At 53.0% G+C, this 21998-nt stretch carries 13 protein-coding genes; 7 read left to right on the plus strand and 6 right to left on the minus strand.

Annotated features, from left to right (window positions below):
• Position 1 precedes the first annotated feature (1 nt).
• Both ACTJJJ_RS01880 and ACTJJJ_RS01885 read right to left on the minus strand, forming a co-directional pair.
• The gene (locus ACTJJJ_RS01880; protein ID WP_440701714.1) at positions 2 to 310 is read right to left on the minus strand and encodes an Hpt domain-containing protein; all 309 of its coding nucleotides are present in this window, start codon (positions 308 to 310) and stop codon (positions 2 to 4) included.
• Entirely contained in the window at positions 310 to 1014 is a 705-nt protein-coding gene (locus ACTJJJ_RS01885) for a response regulator transcription factor (RefSeq protein ID WP_440701292.1), read from the minus strand. The genes ACTJJJ_RS01880 and ACTJJJ_RS01885 overlap by 1 nt, the downstream gene beginning before the upstream one ends.
• 311 nt (positions 1015 to 1325) lie before the next feature.
• Between ACTJJJ_RS01885 and ACTJJJ_RS01890 the strand changes: the two genes are divergently transcribed.
• Both ACTJJJ_RS01890 and ACTJJJ_RS01895 read left to right on the plus strand, forming a co-directional pair.
• Positions 1326 to 3089 (plus strand): thiamine pyrophosphate-dependent enzyme, encoded by a 1764-nt coding sequence (locus ACTJJJ_RS01890; RefSeq protein WP_440701293.1) that lies wholly within the window; start codon positions 1326 to 1328, stop codon positions 3087 to 3089.
• 3 nt (positions 3090 to 3092) lie between these two features.
• Entirely contained in the window at positions 3093 to 3632 is a 540-nt protein-coding gene (locus ACTJJJ_RS01895) for an MEKHLA domain-containing protein (protein ID WP_440701294.1), read from the plus strand.
• A 4-nt stretch (positions 3633 to 3636) separates the two neighbouring features.
• Here the strand turns inward: ACTJJJ_RS01895 and ACTJJJ_RS01900 are convergent, their stop codons facing one another.
• From ACTJJJ_RS01900 to ACTJJJ_RS01915, 4 genes are all read right to left on the minus strand, one after another.
• Positions 3637 to 4308, minus strand: coding sequence for a phosphatase PAP2 family protein (locus tag ACTJJJ_RS01900; protein WP_188931267.1), 672 nt, complete (start codon positions 4306 to 4308; stop codon positions 3637 to 3639).
• A gap of 11 nt (positions 4309 to 4319) precedes the next feature.
• Positions 4320 to 6728: a TonB-dependent receptor domain-containing protein gene (locus tag ACTJJJ_RS01905; protein WP_440701295.1), complete on the minus strand. Its 2409-nt coding sequence runs from the start codon at positions 6726 to 6728 to the stop codon at positions 4320 to 4322.
• Between the two features lie 63 nt (positions 6729 to 6791).
• Positions 6792 to 8063, minus strand: coding sequence for a sensor histidine kinase (locus tag ACTJJJ_RS01910; protein ID WP_188931256.1), 1272 nt, complete (start codon positions 8061 to 8063; stop codon positions 6792 to 6794).
• Positions 8060 to 8734 (minus strand): response regulator transcription factor, encoded by a 675-nt coding sequence (locus ACTJJJ_RS01915; protein WP_188931253.1) that lies wholly within the window; start codon positions 8732 to 8734, stop codon positions 8060 to 8062. Before ACTJJJ_RS01915 ends, ACTJJJ_RS01910 begins: the two co-directional genes overlap by 4 nt.
• Positions 8735 to 8798: 64 nt before the next feature.
• On the opposite strand from ACTJJJ_RS01915, the gene ACTJJJ_RS01920 reads away from it, so the two are divergent.
• The 5 genes from ACTJJJ_RS01920 (at position 8799) to ACTJJJ_RS01940 (ending at position 21982) form a co-directional block, all read left to right on the plus strand.
• On the plus strand, positions 8799 to 12989 hold the full coding sequence (locus ACTJJJ_RS01920; RefSeq protein WP_440701296.1) for a two-component regulator propeller domain-containing protein: 4191 nt from the start codon (positions 8799 to 8801) through the stop codon (positions 12987 to 12989).
• A 304-nt stretch (positions 12990 to 13293) separates the two neighbouring features.
• Entirely contained in the window at positions 13294 to 16512 is a 3219-nt protein-coding gene (locus tag ACTJJJ_RS01925) for a SusC/RagA family TonB-linked outer membrane protein (protein WP_440701297.1), read from the plus strand.
• A gap of 42 nt (positions 16513 to 16554) precedes the next feature.
• A complete protein-coding gene (locus tag ACTJJJ_RS01930) occupies positions 16555 to 18180 on the plus strand; it encodes a RagB/SusD family nutrient uptake outer membrane protein (RefSeq protein ID WP_426295031.1) in 1626 nt (541 codons plus the stop codon).
• Between the two features lie 18 nt (positions 18181 to 18198).
• Complete coding sequence (locus tag ACTJJJ_RS01935; RefSeq protein ID WP_426295030.1) at positions 18199 to 19365, plus strand: glycan-binding surface protein; 1167 nt, start codon at positions 18199 to 18201, stop codon at positions 19363 to 19365.
• Positions 19366 to 19567: 202 nt separating this feature from the next.
• The gene (locus ACTJJJ_RS01940) at positions 19568 to 21982 is read left to right on the plus strand and encodes a TIM-barrel domain-containing protein (RefSeq protein WP_440701298.1); all 2415 of its coding nucleotides are present in this window, start codon (positions 19568 to 19570) and stop codon (positions 21980 to 21982) included.
• Positions 21983 to 21998: the final 16 nt, after the last annotated feature.

Raw genomic sequence — 21998 nt, forward strand, 5'->3', positions numbered from 1 at the left:
GTTACGGCTGCCAGGATTGTTGAAATTCCTGCGTGAAGTTTTGGATCTGTGAGGAAATACCATCGGTTTGTCCGCTGTCGACCTGTTCTTCCAGGCTACGCATTTGCTCGGCAAATCCATTCATTCCTACGTAGTTGAATTGCGTTTTCAAGCTGTGCAGCGCCGTTGAAAGTCCTTCCCAGTCCTGTGCCTCGCAGAGCTCCGGAAGCATGGACACCTGGCCGGGTACCTGGGTTTTGAAGATAGCCACGAAGCGCTCGACCAGCTGCTGGTCGCCGCCCATCAGATTGCCAAGCAGCGAAAGGTCCATCACGAAGCAACACCCGGTTTGAAAATGAGTTTATAACCCTCGCCATGCAAATTCAGGATCTCTACTGCCGGGTCCGCCTTTAAGAACTTCCTTAACTTGCTGACGTACACATTGAGGCTGTATCCGCGGTAATGTTCCTCGTCACCCCAGATGCCGATCATCGCGACGTCGCGCGTGAGGACTCTATTCTGGTGTTCACAAAACAATTTCAGGAGTTTGGCCTCGATAGAGGTTAGTTTGATAGTCTCGCCGGAAACGACGAGTTGCCGCAGTTCGGGATCGAAACGGGACTGTCCCCACTCGTACTGGTCGCACACACGTGTTTTTTCCTGCACTTTCACCCGTTTGAGAATGGCCCTGATCCGCAAATAGAGCTCTTCCATACTGAACGGCTTGGTGAGGTAATCGTCCGCTCCGAGCATCAGGCCCCTGATTTTATCCTCTTTGAGTGACTGCCCGGTCAGAAAAATAATGGGGATTGCTTCATCGATCTGCTTGATCTCTTCTGCCAGCGTAAAGCCGTCCTTTTTAGGCATTTTAATGTCCAGAACGCATAAATCGAAGGGGTGTGACTTAAATGCGTCGAGCCCTGCCTGTCCGTCGTGTTTGAGCATTACCCTGCATCCCTTCATTTCAAGGTACTCCTTCGTCAGTTCACTGTATTGAACTTCATCATCGATGAACAACAAGTGTGGCTGTTCCATAAATAAGTAAGTTAGTTGGGTGCCAGCAAGAATATCGCGAGGAAGGAAATGCAATATTATCAAATGCCGGGCTCTGGGGCAAGAACATCCTATTTAACGGGCTCCCGCAATCCTTCTACCGACCACCAGGGCCCGCCGAGCGCAGAACTCAAATATCCACAAACAGAATCGATACTGATTTATAGATTAATATCTACTATTTCATTGCAAATAGTTTGACAAATTAATTATCAAACTATTTCTACTTTTGCTCGCATCGGTCCGGACCAGGAAACAGTTAAATTAAACATTTACTCGACAAGCACATCGTTATGAATCCCGAAGTGAGCGAATCCGCGTCCTTTGCCACCGCATTGGAAGAACAATTTAGTCTAGACAGCTATCAGACCATTATTAACACATTAAACAACTGGGGAATCCGATTATATGCGGGTGTAAATGGGGGAGGAGTGATCCATTTGCTCAAATATCTGGACCCCCTTGATCAGGGCGCGATCGAAACGCCCTCTTTTCTGACCATCGGGGAATACACGGCGGGATTTATTCCTTTGGGCTACTACCTGGGGAGCGGCAAAATAGCGGCTTCCGTTGCGACCACCGGCGCAGCTACCAAGCTTATCTGCTGCGGGTTAAGCGATGCCAAGCTGCATGACATCCCCGCCGTATATGTAGTCCCGGTCTCGAACGGGAGTACCGCAGGCTTCTCGCCCCTGCAAGACACCACAGCTTATGGCAGCAATATCGTAATGCAATTGCGCGCCGAATTACCTGAATCTGTTTTTGTGCTGGATAACCAGATAACTTTAACCGAACAGCTCTCTCTGGCAAAGGCGCAGCTGGACCGCTCGAAGCCGGTTGTGCTGGTTCTGGATAATGAAGGGCTCAGCGTTTCACAAACAGGGCCGGATATCCCTACCGCTGTAACTGATATCCCCGTCATCGAAAATCATTATTCCGAAGCGTTCCTGGATGCATTCAGGAGGGAAACGGAGGGTAAGCGTGTAGTGATCTTCGTGGGTGAGGAAATGGCACGCTACCCCAACGCCACCGACCTGACTACCCGGCTCAGCAAGGTGCTGCATGGTGCCACGATATGGAGCATCAATGGCGCCAATGCCGTAAGCCGCGACAATCCTTATGGCTATGGTTATATTTCTTTCGGAGGTAATGACAGGGCTATTTCGCTTTATAACTCATTGGGAGATAGTGATGTGTTGCTGGTTGTCGGCGCGTGTCCCGACGAGTATACGGTCAATTTTAAGAAGATTCCGGCATCCGCTACATTTCATTTCAGCAATATTTCCCAGGCCTACGGATTTGTCGACAATAGCTTGCGGCACGTTGTGGAAGGCAGGTATTATCAAATGCATGCTCCGCTGGATTCGTCGCTGCAAACATTGATTGACGACATAGCCGAACGCCCATTTACCAATATACCCACGGAGCCGGCACCCCGGAACCTGAACGATTTGCCTTTTGACAATGCCCGGGGCAACTATGCCGATATGGCTGCGCTTTACCAACGCCTCGATCAATGGTGGCCGCAGGGTTCTATCGGGATCGATGATACGTGCCTGGCTTACAAAGACCGCCAATACGTAACCCAGCGGCCCAACAACAATATCCGCTTTTACTCACTATATCGCGGTTCGGCGATGGGCGGTGCCTTTGGGGTTGCCATTGGCGCCAAACTGGCCGATCCCGACCGGCAAGTGTTTTTGTTTACCGGCGACGGCTGTTTTCGGCTGTTTTCCGGCTCTCTGGCGGAGGTGAGTAGCTTGGGATTGGTGGTGTTCCTGCTCAATAACGAGACATTCGGTATTGTGGAACAGGGCCTAAGAAAGGTTTTGCCCGATGTTGGAACCGCCTATTACCATTCCCGGCTCGACGCCGTCGATTACTGCGCGATTGCCCGGGCAAACGACTGGGATGCAATACGCCTCGCGCCCGACCTCGGTAATCTTGAGGAAATACTGCGTAAAGTAAACGACAGGCCGTCCCGCTCCATGCTCATTGAAGTCCCCGTTGACCCAAACCAAGTATTGGGTAAGAATCCACGTCTGAAAAATTTATAGCGAATGATCCCTGCACAAAACGACACTTTAATCCGGCAAATAAACGACTGCTTTTACCGGTTATCCGGTAAGCCCCTTTACGCTCCGGTAGCCGTTGCTCCGGGAGTCGTTGCTCCGGGAGCCGCCGCTCCGGGAGCCGCCGCTCCGGGAGCCGCCGCCGTTGATCAATGGCTTCACGAGGAAGCCCCGTATGGCATATTGGCGCACAATACCGCAGCCGACCCGCGCTTTATTTATGCCAATAAGCATGCATTGGCTTCATTCAGATATACGCCTGACGAAATACTTGCAGTACCGTCCCGGCTGAGTGCTTCGGAACAAGACCGGCAGGAGCGGCAACGGATGCTGGAAATCGTTCTGCGGGACGGCATCGTTTACAACTATACCGGCCCCAGGGTTGATAAATACGGGAACAGCTTCACCATTTACGACGGGATAGTGTGGGAGCTGCGAAACGCAAGCGGTGAAGTATGGGGCCAGGCCGCCCTTTTCTGGACGGACGAACTGAAACGACCCGAATGGTTCCGGCGCATGCCCGATTAAGTCATCAATACACCGGCTGCATTTTAGCATGAGCTCTTCCCCATTTGTACCTGTGCGTCCAATAGGCCACTTTCATCGACAAATACCCAATCCCGGCGCCCACCAGCACATCGCTGATATAATGCCGGTTATTTGCTACGCGCAATAGCCCCACGGACGACGCGACGGTATACGAAGCATAGGGCATCCACGGATAGCGGTCTTTGTATTCCTCGTTCAGAAACGTGGCCGCGGCGAATGCCTGGGTCGTGTGGCCGGATGGGAACGAGTTATAGGAGCTTCCGTCGGGCCGGAGGGTGTGTGTAGCCGATTTCAGGATGGTAGCGGTGGTAAGTGCCATGGCTTCGCCTTTGACGAGGATGGCGGTGCGGTTGAGCACATCGGTTTTGGATTGAATACCGAATGCGTCCAGGCCGTAAGCGAATACGAGCGGCGAAAACTGCATATAATCGTCGATATGCGTGTGGAACCGGGGAATGTGCCGGTTCCGGCTTTCGGCAAGCTCGTTTTTAATGGACTCTTCCGAATGGCCGTTGGCGATAAGACCGCCGATGATCAGTGATGCGGGCGTATATAACGCGTGCAACGTCAACGGTTTACGCAGGCTGTCGGCGGGTGTAAGCGGGCTTGCGAAGGAAGAGATGGAGGTGAGGAGGAGGCAGAAGAGGAAGCGCATGGTAAGTAATGCTAAAATTTAAAGCTATATCCAGCCCGCACCAGCTGGGTTTCGTAATAATCGCGGCTGGTGTAATGAAAGCCGTCGCCGTACACGGTTTTCCGGATAACCAGTGTTCCGAAAAGGTCTGTTGCGTTGATGAAAAGCTCGCCTTTGGGCAATTGTCGTTTGGCACCGGCGTCTACCGAGAAACGGTAACCTGTGCGGCCTTGGGGGACGATATCCGGGGCCTGGTAAATGGCGACCACCTGCACCTCGGTCTTTTTGCTTTTCAGCAGGGCGCTTACCTTGGCGCTCCCCGAAGTGAGCGTTTGTTTGGCGGAACTGTATTTGGATTTTACAGGGTACAGGTTCTCGACGGAGAATGCGTTAACCGTATTTTTATAAATATTACCATTTACATTCACCGAAAACCATGGAGCAAGGTCCTGCTGCAAAACCAGCTCACCACCTGTATTATAGCTTTTGCCGGCATTTTGGAAAATGTTATAAATCAAAGTGCTGCCGGATACGATGGTGCCGATGCGGATAATGGTGCCGTTGATCTGCTTGCGGTATAATGCGGCGTAGAGAGATCCGTTGGTCCAGCTGGTTTTATAACCGGCCTCCCAGGAACTGGTAAACTGCGGTTTAAGGGCGGGGTTGCCGATTTTGATGATCCCCGCATCGTCGTACTTCGGGAAAATGCGAATGTCTACCTCATTGGGCCGGTCGACGCGCCGGTTGTAAAACAGCGAGAGTTTATTGTGATCGTCGATTTTGTAGGCGAAACGGACATTCGGAAAGGGCTTCGCATAAGTGTAACCGTCGCTGTGATAGGTAGGGTGGGTCGGGTTGACGTCATAACGGAGGTTGATATACTCGACCCGCAAACCTGCTTCCACCTCGAAATTTCTGTTTTCAAACACATAATTTCCATAAACCGCTGGAATCGTCTCCTTGTAATCGGCCCAGCCGCCTGCCAGACTGTCGATAGGGGAGTTGAGGCCCGGGAAAAACTGCATATTCGTCGGGATGAAACGCCGGCGCAGTTTCAACCCGCCTTCAAGCCGTCCGTAGCGCAGCGGGCGGATGTAGTCGGCGTTAAAATCAAATACATTCTCGTCCGAAATCAGTTTGAAAGCATCCTTACCGGTGAAATCGGGCATGATATTGGTAAAAAAATACTGCTCGTTCTCGCGGTGGAAAGTGTAGTTGAGGCCGATATTGAGCAAGCGTCCCGGCTGGGCATATTTATGCTGGTAGGAGGCGCTGGCGGTTAGGGTGGTTTTCAATTCGTCTTCCAGGAACTGCCATAGCTGGTTTCGCCGGGTCAGGTTTGCATTGAAAAAAGGTTCGTCGCCACGGTCGAGTATCTTCTCGCTGCTGAATAGTGCCGAAACCGACAATGCATTGCGTTCGTCGAAAGTCCAGTCGGCACCGGTTTTGGCAGTGACCACATTGGTACTTCGGTTGCGCTTGGTTTGCTGCCGCACAGTATCGCCGCTGTCGTAATACCGGTCCACAAACTCGTTCTTGTTGAGAGTCGGCGTGTGCAGGTAATCGCCCTGGAAGAACACATTCACCTTCTTCTTTTTGTAGTTCAGGGCTATGGAAGGATTCAATTTGAGCGTATTGCGGTATTGCGGACGGATATCGGGCAGGTTTTCTTTCCGTACCCACAATGCACCTAATCCGGCTGCCATTCCGATTTTCCCGTTGAAGCCCTCTTGTTTTTCTTTTTTGTAAATAATATTGATGATCCCCGCATTGCCATTCGCATCGTAGCGCGCCGAAGGGTTATGAATGATCTCGATCCGTTCGATAGCCGACGCCGGGATGTTGTCGAGGCTCGTCTGACTACCGAAACCCGTGAGCGCGGTCTGCCGGCCATCCACCAGAATAGCTACTTTATCGCTTCCCCGCAGGAGTACTTTGCCGTCTTCTCCGGCGGTAACACCCGGCAGGTTTTTCAGCGCCTGCAATACCGATCCGCCACTCTGGCTCACATTACTGCCGATGTTGAAGGTCTTGCGGTCGAGCTTGTCGTCGACACCCTCAGCCTGCTGGCCGGTGACGGTCACTTCTTGCAAGTTTTGGGGATCATCGGCCATCCGGAACTCGCCCAGCTCGAGAAACGGGCTCAATGTGCCCACGGTGATGGGCTTTTGCAATTCTTTGTAACCCAGCGAAACGCATGCGATGCGGTAATTGCCGCTCTTTACATCCGGCAGACTAAATCGTCCCAGTTCGTTTGTAATCGTTCCCGTTACAAATGCACTGTCTTTTTCAGTTTTGAGAACAATATTGACAAACGGGAGCGCTTGCCCGCTTGCAGCAGAAGTAACCTGCCCGGAAAGCGTTACTTTACTTACCTGCGCCCTGAGCTGGACCAAGATAAAAAAGCAAAAAAGCAGCGTCAGGGTTGTTTTGAAAGCCATTCAGAGTACATATTGAATTATCTGATGGCAAAAATGAAAACTGATTTGGAAGAAATTTCGAATTCAGAAACGGACCGAGAAGCGATGCATTCCATCGGCGAAATCATAGCCGATCTGCCAGCCGTAGCGCTCGCAGATCTCGCGTGCGATCGCGAGCCCGAGCCCACTGCCGGCATGTTCGCCCGACGCCTGCGCGAACCTTCTGAACAGGTTTTCGGCCTGCAATGCCGTCGGGCCGGTGTTGGAAACCGTAAGTTTACCACCGCGCAAATGCACCCGCACATCTCCACCCGCCGGCGTGTAGCGTACTGCATTCACGAGGAGGTTGGTCAGCAGAATTTCCGTTAGTACCGGATTTGCTTCGATGGGAAAAGGTTCGATGTTTTCGGCGTAATGCACTGCATTGTTTTCAAAACGGTCGGAGAACTGCGCTGCGACGGCTGCCAGCGTTTGGTCGAGTGCTAACTGCCCGTTTTCCTCGAATTGCGCATGCTCGATCCGGGCCAGCAGGAGCAGGTTCTTATTAATGCGGGAAACGCGGTTAATGGCCTGATAAACCTGCTCGACGATCCGCATCTGCTCCGCATCCAGCGACTGGCTCTGCAAAAGCATGTCCAGCTGGGATTTGACAATCGCCAGGGGGGTCTGCAATTCATGCGAAGCGTTCTCGGTGAATTCCTTTTGCTGGCGGTACGAGGCCAGGCTGCCCTGCATCAGCGAATCGAGGCTGGCATTCAGATCCGCAAACTCGGTCACGTCCGATGCCGGCAAGGGCACGGCTTTGCCGGTTTCCAGCCGGAAAGTGTGCAGGCTGGCCAGCGTATCGTAAAACGGTTGCCAGATGCGTAAGGCGGTTTTTCTATTAAGGTAAATAAAGCCGATAAGCAGCAACGTGATGAAGAAAACCGTTGCCGCGGCAATGGCCAGGATCGTTTCGTCGATCTCCTCCATATTCGTTTCGACCAGCACCCGGTATAGTTTACCATTGACGCGAATATCGGTCGTCAGGCAGCGAAACTGTTCCCGGTCGTTCATGAAACTGTCGAACCGGATGACGGTATACAGGCTGTCGGGCCGGGGAGCGGCGGTCTCGCTGAACGAGAAGCCGGGCTGCACTTTGTCGAGGGCGGCGATCATATTGTCCACCGCGGTATCGGGCAAGCTCAGGCGTGTGAGGCGTTTTTCCAGTTTCTCCCGAATGGCATGGTGGTGCTTGTCCAGCTCGTTTTCCCAAATCCAGTCGACGATCAGGAAGTAAACCGGAATGCTGATCACCAGTACCGTGAACGCATAAATCACCAGCGGGCGCAGACTTTGGTCGAGCAGCTTTTTCATCCTTCCCATTTGTAGCCGGTACCGTAAATTGTTTTCAGATAATTACCATAACCGGCCTCACTGAGTTTCTTTTTCAGGTTTTTGACATGTGCGTACACAAAGTCATGGTTGTCGAACATATCTGCAATATCGCCGGACAAATGCTCTGCCAATGCACTTTTGGCGATCACCCGGTTTTTGTTTCCGATAAAAAAAAGCAAAAGGTCGAGCTCCTTTTTTGTCAGTACTATTAATGAGCCGTGAACAGTAACCGTTTTACTGAGCAGATCAACCTTCAACTCATTTTGAACCACATGGTTGTGATTGCCAAAATTCCTCCTGCGGATCACTGAGTAAATGCGTGCGGCCAGTTCGGGTAAATGAAAGGGTTTGACCAGGTAATCGTCCGCACCGGCGTGCAAGCCCCTGATCTTGTTCTCATAATCGCCTTTGGCAGAAATTATGATCACGCCGTCCTGCTGTCCCTGCTTTTTGAGTGTTTCGAGAATATCGATGCCATCTCCGCCCGGAAGCATAAGATCCAGCAGAATGCAGTCGTAACGGTACATTTCCACTTTCTCGCGCGCCTGTGCCCATGTGGTTGCGTATTCGCACAGGTAGTCCTGCGCGGCCAGATAGGCGCCGATGCTTTCGGCCAGGCCGGGCTCGTCTTCAATGATCAGGATCTTCATTCAGGCAATTTAGCGTAACAATTTGGAATTCTTTTTGAAGGAAAACGATGTTATCTTCACGCTAATGAATCGGTGGGTTATCAATATTTGTCTGGCCCTGGCGGGCCTCGTGGGATGGGTGGGGCGTGGTATTGGCCAACCGGCCCAGCCGCAGTCGGTCGCACCACATCCGGCCGCGCCGTCCCATGCCGACTATCAGTTTGTCCGTTACAATACCGAAAAAGGGCTTTCCCATAATCAGGTCAATTGTTTTTTAAAAGACAGCCGCGGGTTTGTGTGGATAGGCACGGCTAATGGGCTGAACCGTTTCGACGGCTATTCTTTCCGGGTGTTCAAGCACGATCCGGCCGATTCTACCAGTATTTCAGACCACCAGGTGAATGCCCTTTTCGAAGATCCGCAAGGTTATATCTGGATTAATACCAGGCTCGGCTTCGATATTTACGACCCGGTTACCGAGACGATCGATCACGATGCAAACCAGGCCGCGCAGCGTTTCGGACTCAGTGACGCCGATTTTAATCGCATCATCAAGACTCGTTCGGGTGACTACTGGATCAGTCACAACAAATTGGGCCTACTGAAATATCGTACGGCTTCGAAGCAGCTCATCAAGGTAAAGTTCGGACCTACGCAGGATGCGCCGGGTATGCGTACGATTTCGGATTTCGATGAGGATGCTCAGGGGAATCTTTGGGTGGTATGCGACGACGGTCTTCTCGCCCGGGTGAATGTCCGCACGCAAGGGATCGATATCCGGAGCGTGTTGTTGCAGCGCCGCAATCTGGGCAAGCTGTCCAATCACAAGGTTTTTGTAGACGGGCAGGGCGAACCCTGGGTGTATATAGTCAAAGCGGCTGTCGGGGCATTTAATTTTGATTTCACGAAAAACACCCTTCGCGTTGCAGGCACGACCGGCCCGGATTTCAGGCTGAGTAACAATGCCGTAAGCGCGATGATCTCCGGGCCCGACGGCCGAATCTGGATCGGGACGGACCACGGCGGCATCAATATCCTGGACAAACAAAGCGGCAGGGTCTCCACGCTGCGCTCCAACCCCGGCGACCCAAGGACGCTCAGCCAGAACAGCATTCAGGCTTTGTACAAGGATGCCACCGGCATGATCTGGGCGGGGACCTACAAGCAGGGTTTTTGTAATTACCATCAGAATATTTTCAAATTTTCGCTCGTCCGCCATTTACCCGGCGATGCGACGAGTCTGCCGTTCGACGATGTAAACGTGTTTGCCGAAGACCGGAAGGGTAACCTGTGGGTAGGTACGAATGGCGGGGGGCTGATCTACTACGACCGGAAGAATAACAGCTTCCGGCAGTTCAGAAACAAGCCGGGCGACGCCAATAGCCTGAGCAATGACGTGATTGTGAGCCTGTTCCTCGACCGGCAGGATGTGCTCTGGATCGGAACCTACTTCGGCGGACTGAACAGCTTCGATGGCCGGAAATTTACCCGATACCTGCACGATCCGGCGGATTCTACCAGCCTGATAGACGACCGCGTGTGGGAGATATTCGAAGATTCGCGCCGGAGGCTGTGGGTCGGTACCATGGCCGACGGACTCGATCTGTTTGACCGGTCGGCGAAGACATTCCGGCATTATCGCAACCGCGCACCCAACTCCGTCAATTCCGATTACATTTCGTCCATGCTGGAAGACAGGCAGGGTAATTTGTGGGTAGGGACCGCGAATGGTATCGACGTGCTGATGCGCCGGACCGGCCGTTTTGTGCATTATAGCTACCGCGCCGGCGACCGCAACAGCCTTAGCAGCGATGCCGTGATGTCGTTGGCGCAGGACAATGCGGGTACGATCTGGATCGGCACCTCGGAAGGCCTCAACCGCTACGATGCCGCGCGGAATGCATTTGTGACTTACGACACCCGCCACGGGCTGCCCGACAATTCCATTCTGACGGTGATCGTCGACGCCCGGCAGAACTTATGGCTTGGCACCCCGAAAGGAATGGTGAATTTGCAGGTTACCAGGAGGAAAGCGACATCTGCCGCTTCAACTGCATTTCAGGTCCGGGCCTACAACGAGGTAGACGGCTTGCAGGGGCGGGGCTTCAACGAGAATGCGGCGCTCCGGCTGAATTCGGGCGAACTGGTATTTGGCGGTGCCAACGGCTTCTCCATTTTCGATCCCGCACGCGTTACCGACGAGCGCACGGCGGCAAAAGTGGTTTTGACTGATTTTCAAATATTTAATAAAAGCATTCATCCGGGTCTGCTCGCGGATGGCAGCCAGGTTCTTGAAAAATCTATTTCAACGACCGATCGCATTGTGCTGGAACACAGCCAGAACGTATTCACGATTGAATTCGCGGCTTTGAATTTTCTTCATCCCGAAAAAAACCATTACCAGTATCGATTGGAGGGTTTTAATGACCAATGGTTTGAGGCAGACAACACACGCCGCGTCACCTACACCAACCTTGACCCGGGCACTTACACATTTAAGGTTAAAACAAAAGAAGGCGGCGAATCGACCGAGCGGCGATTGGAAATCAGGATATTACCGCCGTTCTGGCAGACGCCCTGGGCCTATTTACTGTATTTTTTGTTGATAGCGGCCGCATTAATGATCGCCCGCTGGATATTGATCGAACGGGAGCGGATGAATTTCAAGCTGGAACAGGAGCGGCATTATGCCCAGCAAATGCACGAGCTGGATTTGATGAAGATCAGGTTTTTTACCAATGTGAGCCACGAGTTCCGCACGCCGCTTACTCTCATGCTCACCCCGCTCGAGAACTTGCTGAGGGGCATTCGTTCGGACCATACCGTTCACCGGCAGCTTTCGCTTGTGCACCGTAACGCCCAGCGGTTGCTCAATCTGGTCACGCAGATGCTCGATTTCAAAAAGCTGGAAGTGGAGGAAACCCGGTTCATGCCGGAGCGTGGCGATATTGTGCAGTTTGTAAGACAAATCGCCCAGACGTTTTCTGAACTGTCGGAACACAAGCACATCCGGTACCGGTTCGAAAGTGCCGTGGATTCGCGCTACGCCGATTTCGACCAGGATAAATTATCGAAAGTGATGTACAACCTGCTGTCCAATGCATTCAAGTTCACGCCCGAAAACGGCGAGGTAACGGTGCGGCTCCGGACGGTAGGGCAGGAGGGCGAGGAGGCTCTGGAGATAAGTGTGGAAGACTCCGGCATAGGCATTCCGCCGGAAGCGCAGCAGAAAGTATTCGAACGTTTTTACCAGCACCCTACGCCGGGACACATGATCAACCAGGGGAGCGGTATCGGGCTTTCCATTGCAGGAGAGTTTATCAAAATGCACGGAGGTACCATCGATCTCGAAAGTGAGGTAGGCAAGGGCAGCACATTTACCGTGACGGTTCCCCTGCGTGAGCGCCTTGCGCGTGTGGTGCCCGTGCAGGAAGCCGACGCAATGCCGGTGGACGCTGCCCCCATCGATGTCGACCTTTACGACGAAAAAGCGGGCAAGGAAAAGCCCCTGATCCTGCTCGTAGAGGATAACGACGAGTTCAGGGAGTATCTCAAAGAAGTATTTCAGAAAGAATACCGGGTGCTGGAAGCCGCTAATGGCAGGGCCGGCCTCGATATGACCCTGGAACATATTCCGGACCTGATCGTGAGCGACGTGATGATGCCGGAAATGGACGGGACCGAGCTTTGCCGGACGATCAAAACCGACCGGCGCGTTTCCCACATTCCTGTGGTGCTCCTCACCGCACGTGCAGAAGAAGAGCAGCAATTGCAGGGCTATCAGACCGGCGCGGATGCCTATGTCACCAAGCCTTTCAGGCTGGATATTTTAAGGGTCAGGATCGCGAACCTGATCTTGCAGCGCGAGCAGTTGCAGAAGCAGTTCCAGCAGCACGTAGAGATCCGCCCGACCGACGTGGCGGTGCGATCGATGGACGAACAGTTCGTGAACAGCGCCGTGAAGGTGGTGGAGGAGAACCTGGCCAATGCCGAATACACGGTGGAGCAATTGAGTGACGCGATGTCGATGAGCCGGGTTTATTTGTATAAAAAAGTACTTTCGCTGACGGGCAAGACGCCTATCGAGTTCATCCGCATTATCCGTATCCGCAGGGCGGCCACGCTGCTCGAAAAGAGCCAGCTGACAGTTTCAGAGATCGCCTACCAGGTGGGGTTCAACAACCCTAAGTACTTCGCCAAACTCTTCAAAGACGAATATCAGGTGCTGCCAACCGAATACCGCAGGAGGCAGGCATCGCAGCAAATATTAGAATAGTGCAAGAGTCCAGTCCGATACTCTAATAACGGCCTATAATCACCTGCTCAACGCTTGCTCATCCCATTCTTACACATAGTCCTCCCTCAAACTGGAATAAAAGGTGAAAAAATAGCCCGATTTTTTGCCTTGGTTTACAAATGACCCCCTATTTGTAAACATTTGGATCCCATGCCGCATGTTTTAAAGAGACACATTTGTCCAACTATTCATTCGATTTATCCCATTGTCCGGTATACGACCCCGAGATATTGGAAATGTCTAAATCGGGATGAACAAATAGTCACTTTTAAAACAAAACAACATGCAACAAAATTTGTACGAAACAAGGCGGATAAAGCGGCGTTCGCGCTTTCTGGCCGGGTTGCTACGACCTCTCCTTCTATCATTGGGGATCATGGGTACTGCCTTCGGCGCATTCGCGCAGTCGGAAGCTAAAAGGGTTATTACGGGGACGGTCGTTGCCTTGGAGCAAGGCGATGGTATCCCCGGTGTGAGTGTGGTGGTGAAGGGAACGTCCAACGGTACGACGACCAACACCAATGGAGCGTTTTCGATTGAAGCAGCGTCGGGCAGTACGCTCGTGTTTTCCTTCATCGGGTATGAAACGCAGGAAGCGCCGATAGGGAACAAGACAAAAATCGACATTAAACTGAAAGAGAGCATTTCTTCTCTGGACGAGGTGGTGGTAGTAGGGTATGGAGAAATGAAGAAGACCGACGTTTCGAGTTCGCAGGTAACTGTTTCGGGCAAGGATCTGAGCAAAACCATTAATACTTCCCTCGAACAAGGCTTGCAGGGCCGCGCGGCCAACGTGCTGGTGCAGCAGAACTCCGGCCAGCCGGGAGCGGCGCCGTCGGTACTGATCCGCGGTCTGAGCTCTTTGACGGGTACTACACAGCCACTATATGTGATCGATGGGGTGCAGATCAAGCCGGATAATATGAAGGACGACCCTAACAACCGTCCGACAGGCTTTTCTAACATCCTTTCCAGCATAAACCCCGACGATATCGAGACGATCAACGTTTTGCAGGGACCTTCGGCCACAGCTATTTACGGTGCCGTGGGTGCCAATGGAGTTGTGATGATCACCACCAAGCGCGGTAAGGCGGGCGAGGCGAAGATTACATTTAACTCACTCGTAACCGTGCAGGCTGAGCCTAAGCATATTGATGTAATGAACCTGCGGGAGTATGCGCAGTTCAGAAATGAAGCGGCCGCAGTGGGTAGCACCGCCAGCGACCCGGCATTTGCAGATCCGTCGGTGCTCGGCAATGGTACCGACTGGCAGAGCGCGCTTTTCAGGCCTACTACCCTTCAAAAATACTCGCTGGGGCTTAGTGGCGGTACGGAGAAATCGACCTACTATTTGTCGGGAGAGTATTTCAACCAGAAAGGTATCGTCGAAGGTTCGGGTTTCAAACGCTACAACAGCCGCTTGAACCTCGAAAACCAGACCCGCAGCTGGCTGAAAATCGGTGCCAATATGAGCGTAGGTATTACCGAAGAAAAAGTGAATACCAATAATGGCGGCATTATCCAGCTCGCCCTCGACCAGAACCCGAGCGTGCCTGTGACCAATCCCGACGGCAGCTGGGGCGGGCCTACCTCCACGCAATTCCAGTTTACGAACCCGGTGATGATCTCGAAGATCTACAATGACTACAACCGCCGGACGTCGATCCTGGGAAGCCTTTTCGCGGATGTGAAACTGGCCAAGAATCTCACCTGGCACACCGAAGCCAACGGTAGCGCCGAATTTTTGAAATACTATTCATTCCACCCGTCGTATACCATCGGCGGTTATGTGGTGTCGCAGGACGCGGCCACCTCGACCCGCTCGGTGAATACAAATACATGGTGGAGTTTGCATAGCCGATTAACCTATGATTTGGAACTCGGACAACATGGTGTCAACCTGATGGCCGGTCACGAGGCGCAGGAGTTTGCTTACGAGTCGCTCACAGGAACACGTAAGAAGTTCATTACCAATACCATTGAAGAACTTTCCGGAGGGGATGCTTCCGTGATTTCTAATGTGAGCAACGGAAGCGGCAAAGGCGGCGGCTCGCGTGAATCGTATTTTGCCCGTGTAAATTACAGCTTCAAGGAGCGCTATTTCGTGCAGGGAACTTACCGGATGGACGGTTCGTCGGCATTCCGCGAAGGCCGTCGCTGGGGTAATTTCCCGGCGGTGTCGGTGGCATGGCGTGTGTCGGAGGAGCCGTTCCTGAAAAATGTGAAAGAGATCAACGGCCTGAAACTGCGTTTCGAAGTAGGTCGCTCCGGTAATCAGGGCAGCGGTGGCAATGCGATCTTCTCGACCTTGCAAACTGTGCCCACCGGTTGGGGAACCGGCTTTCTGGCGTCCAACTTCGCCAATGAGTTCCTTACCTGGGAAAAGGACGACGTGATCAACGGAGGACTTGACCTGCACATGTTCGGCAACCGCTTGGAGCTGATCGCGGATGCGTACATTAAGAACATTACCAGCCTCATTACCGTAAACTCCTACCCATTCACGTACGGCGGCGACATCGCTTATTCGCCGGGTTATTTGAGCTGGCCTGCCGTGAATGCGGGCTCGATGAAAAACCGTGGTATCGGCTTTACGCTGAATACCGTGAACATCGACAAAGGTGGTTTTTATTGGAAAACGGGTATTAACCTCTCGTTTGACCGCAACAAAGTGACCTCGCTGCTGAACCCGATCACGCCAATCTGGAATGCGACTTCGGTAGGTTTCAAAACCGAAGTAGGGCGGCCCGCGAGCATGATCACCGGGTATGTAGCCGACGGGCTTTTCCAGGATGCGAACGATATCAAGAACCACGCCGTGCAGACCTCGAACGGTCAATTGACGATCAATCCTGCAACCGGTAGCTGGGTAGGGGACACCAAGTTCCGCGACCTGAACGGCGACGGCGTGATCGACGCCGAGGACCGCACCGTGATCGGTAACCCATGGCCGAAATTTACCCTCGGTTTCAACAACAATATGACTTACAAGAATTTCGAACTGAATGCATTCCTGACCGGAAGCTTCAAGAACGATATTCTCAACTACCCACGTTATCGTGCCGAAATCCCCGGTAATGGCGGTGTGTTTGGCAACCAGTGGAAATCGGTGGCTAACTACGCGAAGCCGAGCAGCTACAATGCGGGCGACGCGGAAACTGTTACGCTCACCAATCCGGGTTACACGATCCCGCGCATCGCGCCGGGCGACCCGAATGGCAACAACCGGATGAATACCAACTTCATTGAGGACGGCAGCTACGTGCGCCTGAAAAACATCACGCTCAGCTACAACTTCCCGAAATCGATGTTGAAAGACTTCTTCATCAGGGGCTTACGGGCTTCGGTGGGTGCGCAGAACCTGTTCACGATCACGAAATACAAAGGCTACGATCCGGAGATAGGGATGGTGAACTATGGCGGTACTGTGATGGCCGGGATCGATACGGGCCGTTACCCTTCCGTGCGCATGTATTCATTCGGTTTGCTGGCCGATTTCTAAGCGGGCCGGTCCAACGTCAATTTTTCTTAAAAAATATTCCATATGCAATTCAAATTCAGATTCATAGCGGCTATCGGGGCGATGATGCTCTTGCAGGGGTGCGGCGAGGAATTCCTCAACCACCCGCCGCTGGACGCGATGACGTCGGGTAACTTTTACAAAACCAACGACGAAATCCTGGCCGGAACAGCCCCGCTCTACAACATTGTCTGGTTCGATTTTAACGACAAGGCCAACATGGCATTCCAGGAGGCGCGCGCCGGGAACCTCAATTCCAACGACCGCACGGCCTATATCAAGCATGCGGTCCCGTCGACAGACGTGGGTACGTTACTGCCTGGTTATAAGTCGTTTTACAAGATCATCGCGCAGAGCAACAATGCCTACAAGGCGATCAAAGAGGCCCAGGGCAGCACTGCTTCGGCAGCCGTAAAGGCGCAGGGACTGGGCGAATGCCGTTTTATGCGTGCTACGGCCTATTATTACCTGGTAACCAACTGGGGCGCGGTTCCCATTGTATATGACAACGTGGCGCAGCTGAACACGCCGCCCGTCCGCAACCGGATCGACGATGTGTGGAAACTCGTCATTCAAGACTACCGCTTCGCTGCTGAAAACCTGCCTGCAACGGCGGTACAGGGGCGTCTGACGAAGTATTCGGCCGAAGGAATGCTAGCCCGTATGTACCTGATGCGCTCGGGCCTGAACCAGAACGGTACCCGTAAACAGGCTGACCTGGACAGTGCGAAATACTATGCGGAAAGCGTGATCACCAAAAGCGGCCTTTCGCTGGCGCCTACGTATGGGGAGCTGTTCGAGAGCGCGAACAACAATGCTTCGAAGAACAATCCTGAGAGCCTTTTCTCCCTGCAATGGATGCCCGTGAGCAGCCCGTGGGGCGTGAACAACTCTTTCCAGGCATATTTCGCCTACGATGCCAATATTACCGGCACGGGCGACGGCTGGGGCGCGGCACAGGGGCTTTCGGCCGACCTCGTGAAGTATTTCACCGAAAACCCGGCCGATTCATTGCGCAGAAAGGCGATTGCCATGTTCGATACCGATGTTTACCCTAATATCCAGAAAGGGACCGGCGGGTTGAAATACAACCGTCCGGCTGCATTGTCGGCCATTAAAAAGTACATTATCGGCTCACCGGCGGATAATGGCGGCCTCGGCGGCTTCATGGCTGCGAACATCAACTCCTACATGTTGCGCCTGGCGGAAGTGTACCTGATTTATGCCGACGCCGTCTTGGGAAATGCCGCAACAACTGCCGACGCAAAAGCGCTGGAATACTTCAATGCCGTGCGTAAAAGAGCGGGAATGCCTGCGAAGACTTCGCTGACTTTCGAGGATATTTTCAGAGAGAGAAGGGTGGAAACGGTTTTTGAGGGTAATTCCTGGAACGAAGTGGTGCGCTGGTATTATTTCAATCCTGCCAAAGCGATCGCTTACACAGCAGCCCAACACAAGGAAAACTATACGATGACCTACATGGCGGGCTCTATCAATCCCAAAAAGTACACTGTGACGTATTCACCGGCCGAGTATTACCCGCTGACCGACGCGACCTTGTACCTGCCGTTCCCGGAAAGCGAGATCGTCAATGCGCCTTCGTTGAAGAATGAGCCGGTCGCTTTCGATTTCAGCAAGCTAGTTGATTAACCCAAATCCCTGATCACAATGAATTTGAAAAATATATGCAAAACGGCGCTGGGACTATTGCTGGCGGCAGGTATGCTGCTGTCCTTCCAGAGCTGTAACGACGACGACATCGATGGCGCGCCGACCATCAGCAAAGTGCGCCTGCTCGATCCCACGAAAGCCGACAGCTCCCTGACCGCCGCCGAACCGGGCAGCCTGATCGTGATCCAGGGACAGAACCTGGGCAGCGTGTTGAAAGTGTATTTCAATGATTTCGAAGCGAGTTTTAATTCCGCATTGGGCAGTAACTCGAACATTATCGTGACCATTCCGGCCAATGCGCCTACCAAAGCGGTGGACGCCGCTGTGCCCAGCAAAATCAAGGTGGTTACCAAAGGTGGCGAGACGACCTACGATTTCGTGCTGACGGCACCGGTACCGGTCATTTCGGGTTTGTATTCCGAGTTTGTGAAGGCTAATGGTACGGTGGTAATCAATGGGGATTATTTCTATAATATTAAATCGGTGAAGCTGGGTACCACCAGTTTGCAGGTTTTGAGCGCTACGGTAAAGCAAATTACCGCCAAAATGCCCGCTACCGCCGCGGTTGACATTATTACGGTTGAAGGAGAGTTCGGAACTACGAAAACTACCTTTAAAATGAACGACCTCACGGGCAATATGATCAATTTCGATATTCCCGCTACTACGTGGGGATCGGAAGTATGCTGGGGAGGGGCGCCTATTGTGCCCGCAACGGACGCGCAGGCCATTTCGGGCAAGTTTTCGAGGATCAAGCAAACCAAACTGCCCGCTGCCGGCTATAACGACGGCTGGGTGTTCTCCACCTGCTATTTCGACTTCAAACTGGCGGCCGGAGACGCAGGGAGCAGACAATTCAAATTCGAACATAATATCGCAGAACCGTGGAAAGCCGGGAAGTACGATATTACCATCGGCGCCGGCGGCACTGAATATGTGTATGCATTCCAGCCCTGGAACTCTACGGAATATGCTTCGGCAGGCTATCAGACAAACGGGTGGAGAACAGCGGTTATCGAGCTTTCCGAGTTCAAGAGTGCTTCCGGCTCTACCATCTCCGATGTATCGAAGATTACCGACCTGAAAGTGTCGTTCGGTTCGGCGGATGTGGCCATCGCTTCTTTTAACGGTAGCGTGGACAATTTCCGGATCGTGAAAAAATAGGTACAACGCCGAATAATCCATTATCCGCCATCGGTTGGGCGCTCGCAATATGATTGCCGGGTAGCCCGCCGGTGGCCGGACAAATACAAGTGACTGGAACCTTACCCGACCAGGATCTCGTGCGCCTGCGTGACGTGGGCGTAGCGTTTTTCAGGGAAATCATTGCCCGCAAATATCGGGCATCACATTTGAAAAGCACTCCATGTATAACTTAAAGCGCCCAGTCCGCAACAGACTTTACAACTTGCAGCTTATAGCTTATAGCCTCTTACTAACGCTGGTCACGGTTTTTAGCACCGACGCCCAGCCGGGGAGCGGCCGGCACAGCAAGCTGATCAACGAACCAGTCGACATCAGCCATGATTTTCGCGATTTTTCCAACACCGTTTTCTTCGCCGACAGTCTGGCCGCATTCGACCCGGCTACCGGTGCTGGCAAGATCAAATGGAAGAGGAACGAGCCGTTTTCGGCCCACAACTTCAACAACTCGATGTTGAGCTACAAACGCTCGTTCAGTAACGAGTTCCCGGCAATTGAATACGCCCAGGACCCGGTTCTGCCATTTTCCGTCGAATTCACCTCCCCGCGTACGGTGCGCATCCGTGCGAACACAGGTGCACAGGGGCCCGCACCGAGCCCGTCGCTCATGCTTACGGGCGAGCCTGCGAAGGATGCTTCGTGGAAGTATAGCAAGATTAACGGCGGGCACCAGTACACCGGCGCGTATGGCTCGGTGACCATTTATGAAAACCCCTGGAAAATACTTATCCGCGATGCCAGTGGCAAGATTTTAACCCAAACCCGCAGCCAGGCCGATGGCAAGGCTTCCTACACGCCGACATTGCCGTTTTCGTTTGTCCGCCGGGCATCCGATTATTCGCGCAGCGTGGCAGCGGTGTTTGCCATCTCGCCCGATGAAAAGATCTTCGGCTGCGGCGAGTCATTTACCCGCCTGGACAAAAACGGGCAGAAGCTGGTGCTCTGGACCCACGACCCCAACGGCGTCGAAACGCAGACCATGTACAAGCCCATTCCATTTTATATGAGCTCGCGCGGTTACGGCATGTTCATGCACACCACGGCTCCCATTACCTGTGATTTCGGAGCTACCTACGGGGAGTCGAATGCGATGCAGATCGGCGATGAAAACCTCGACCTGTTTGTATTCCTGGGGCAACCTAAGGAAATTCTGGATGCCTATACCGACCTCACCGGCAAAGCTTCCATGCCGCCATTGTGGTCGTTCGGGTTGTGGATGAGCCGCATTACTTATTTTTCGGAGCAGGATGGCCGTAACGTAGCCGCGAAACTCCGCCAGAACCGCATTCCGTCGGATGTAATCCATTTCGACACCGGCTGGTTTGAAACCGACTGGCGCTGCGATTACCGTTTCGCTCCGAGCCGTTTCAAGGACCCGGAAGGCATGATCGCCGACCTGAAAAAGCAGGGTTTCCGTACCTCGCTCTGGCAGCTGCCTTATTTTGTTCCTAAAAATGCGCTATATCCTGAAATTGTGGAAAAAGGGCTGGCTGTTAAAAACGCCAATGGTACACTCCCTTACGAGGATGCGGTGCTCGATTTTTCGAATCCTAATACGGTAAAGTGGTATGAAGACAAAATAGCCGGACTGTTGAAACTGGGTGTTTCGGCCATTAAGGTTGATTTTGGGGAGGCTGCGCCATTATCGGGTCTATATGCTTCGGGCCGCACTGGTTTTTACGAACATAACCTCTACCCGCTGCGCTACAACAAGATTGTATCCGAACTAACCCGGAAAATGACGGGCGATAACATCATCTGGGCGCGGAGCACCTGGGCAGGGAGCCAGCGTTACCCGATCCACTGGGGAGGCGACGCCGAAACCACGAACAAGGGAATGGAAGCGCAGCTGCGGGGCGGTTTGTCGCTAGGGTTATCGGGTTTTACATTTTGGAGTCACGACATCGGCGGGTTTACCATGAAGACGCCGGAAGATCTCTACCGTCGCTGGCTGCCGATGGGGCTACTCGCCTCACATACCCGCACGCATGGGCAGGCGCCCAAGGAGCCGTGGGAATACGGTGAGGAGTTTCAGAACTATTTCAGAAAGGCAGTGGAGATGAAGTACAAACTCATGCCCTACATTTATACGCAATCGAAGCTCGCGTCGGAAAGAGGATTGCCGATGGTGCGTGCGTTGCTGGTGGAGTTCCCCGCCGATCCCGGTGCCTGGATGGTCGATAATGAGTATATGCTTGGCTCGGACCTGCTAGTGGCGCCCCTTTTTGAAGCAGGCAAAACACGTAGCGTTTACCTGCCGAAAGGCCAATGGACCGACTACCAAACCGGCAAGGCCTACGGAAGCGGCTGGCATGAAATCGCAACCGGCGAACTCGACGTGGTGATGATGGTGCGCGAGGGCGCGGTACTTCCGCACGTAAAGGTTGCGCAGTCTACCGGCGATATCGACTGGTCACGGATCGAATTGCAAACTTATGGTGGCGGTGCTACCGCGAAAGTGCAGCTTTTCCTGCCTGGCCTGGAAAGTGTAAAGGAGCTTGTACTCCTGAAAAAGGGTAGCAAATATATAGTGAGCAGTGACCCGTTCGCAGGAAAAGTCAAATGGGATATCCGGTGACCCCGCTGGTCACTGG

The sequence above is a fragment of the Dyadobacter sp. 22481 genome, assembly GCF_052044875.1.
Lineage (GTDB): Bacteria > Bacteroidota > Bacteroidia > Cytophagales > Spirosomataceae > Dyadobacter > Dyadobacter endophyticus.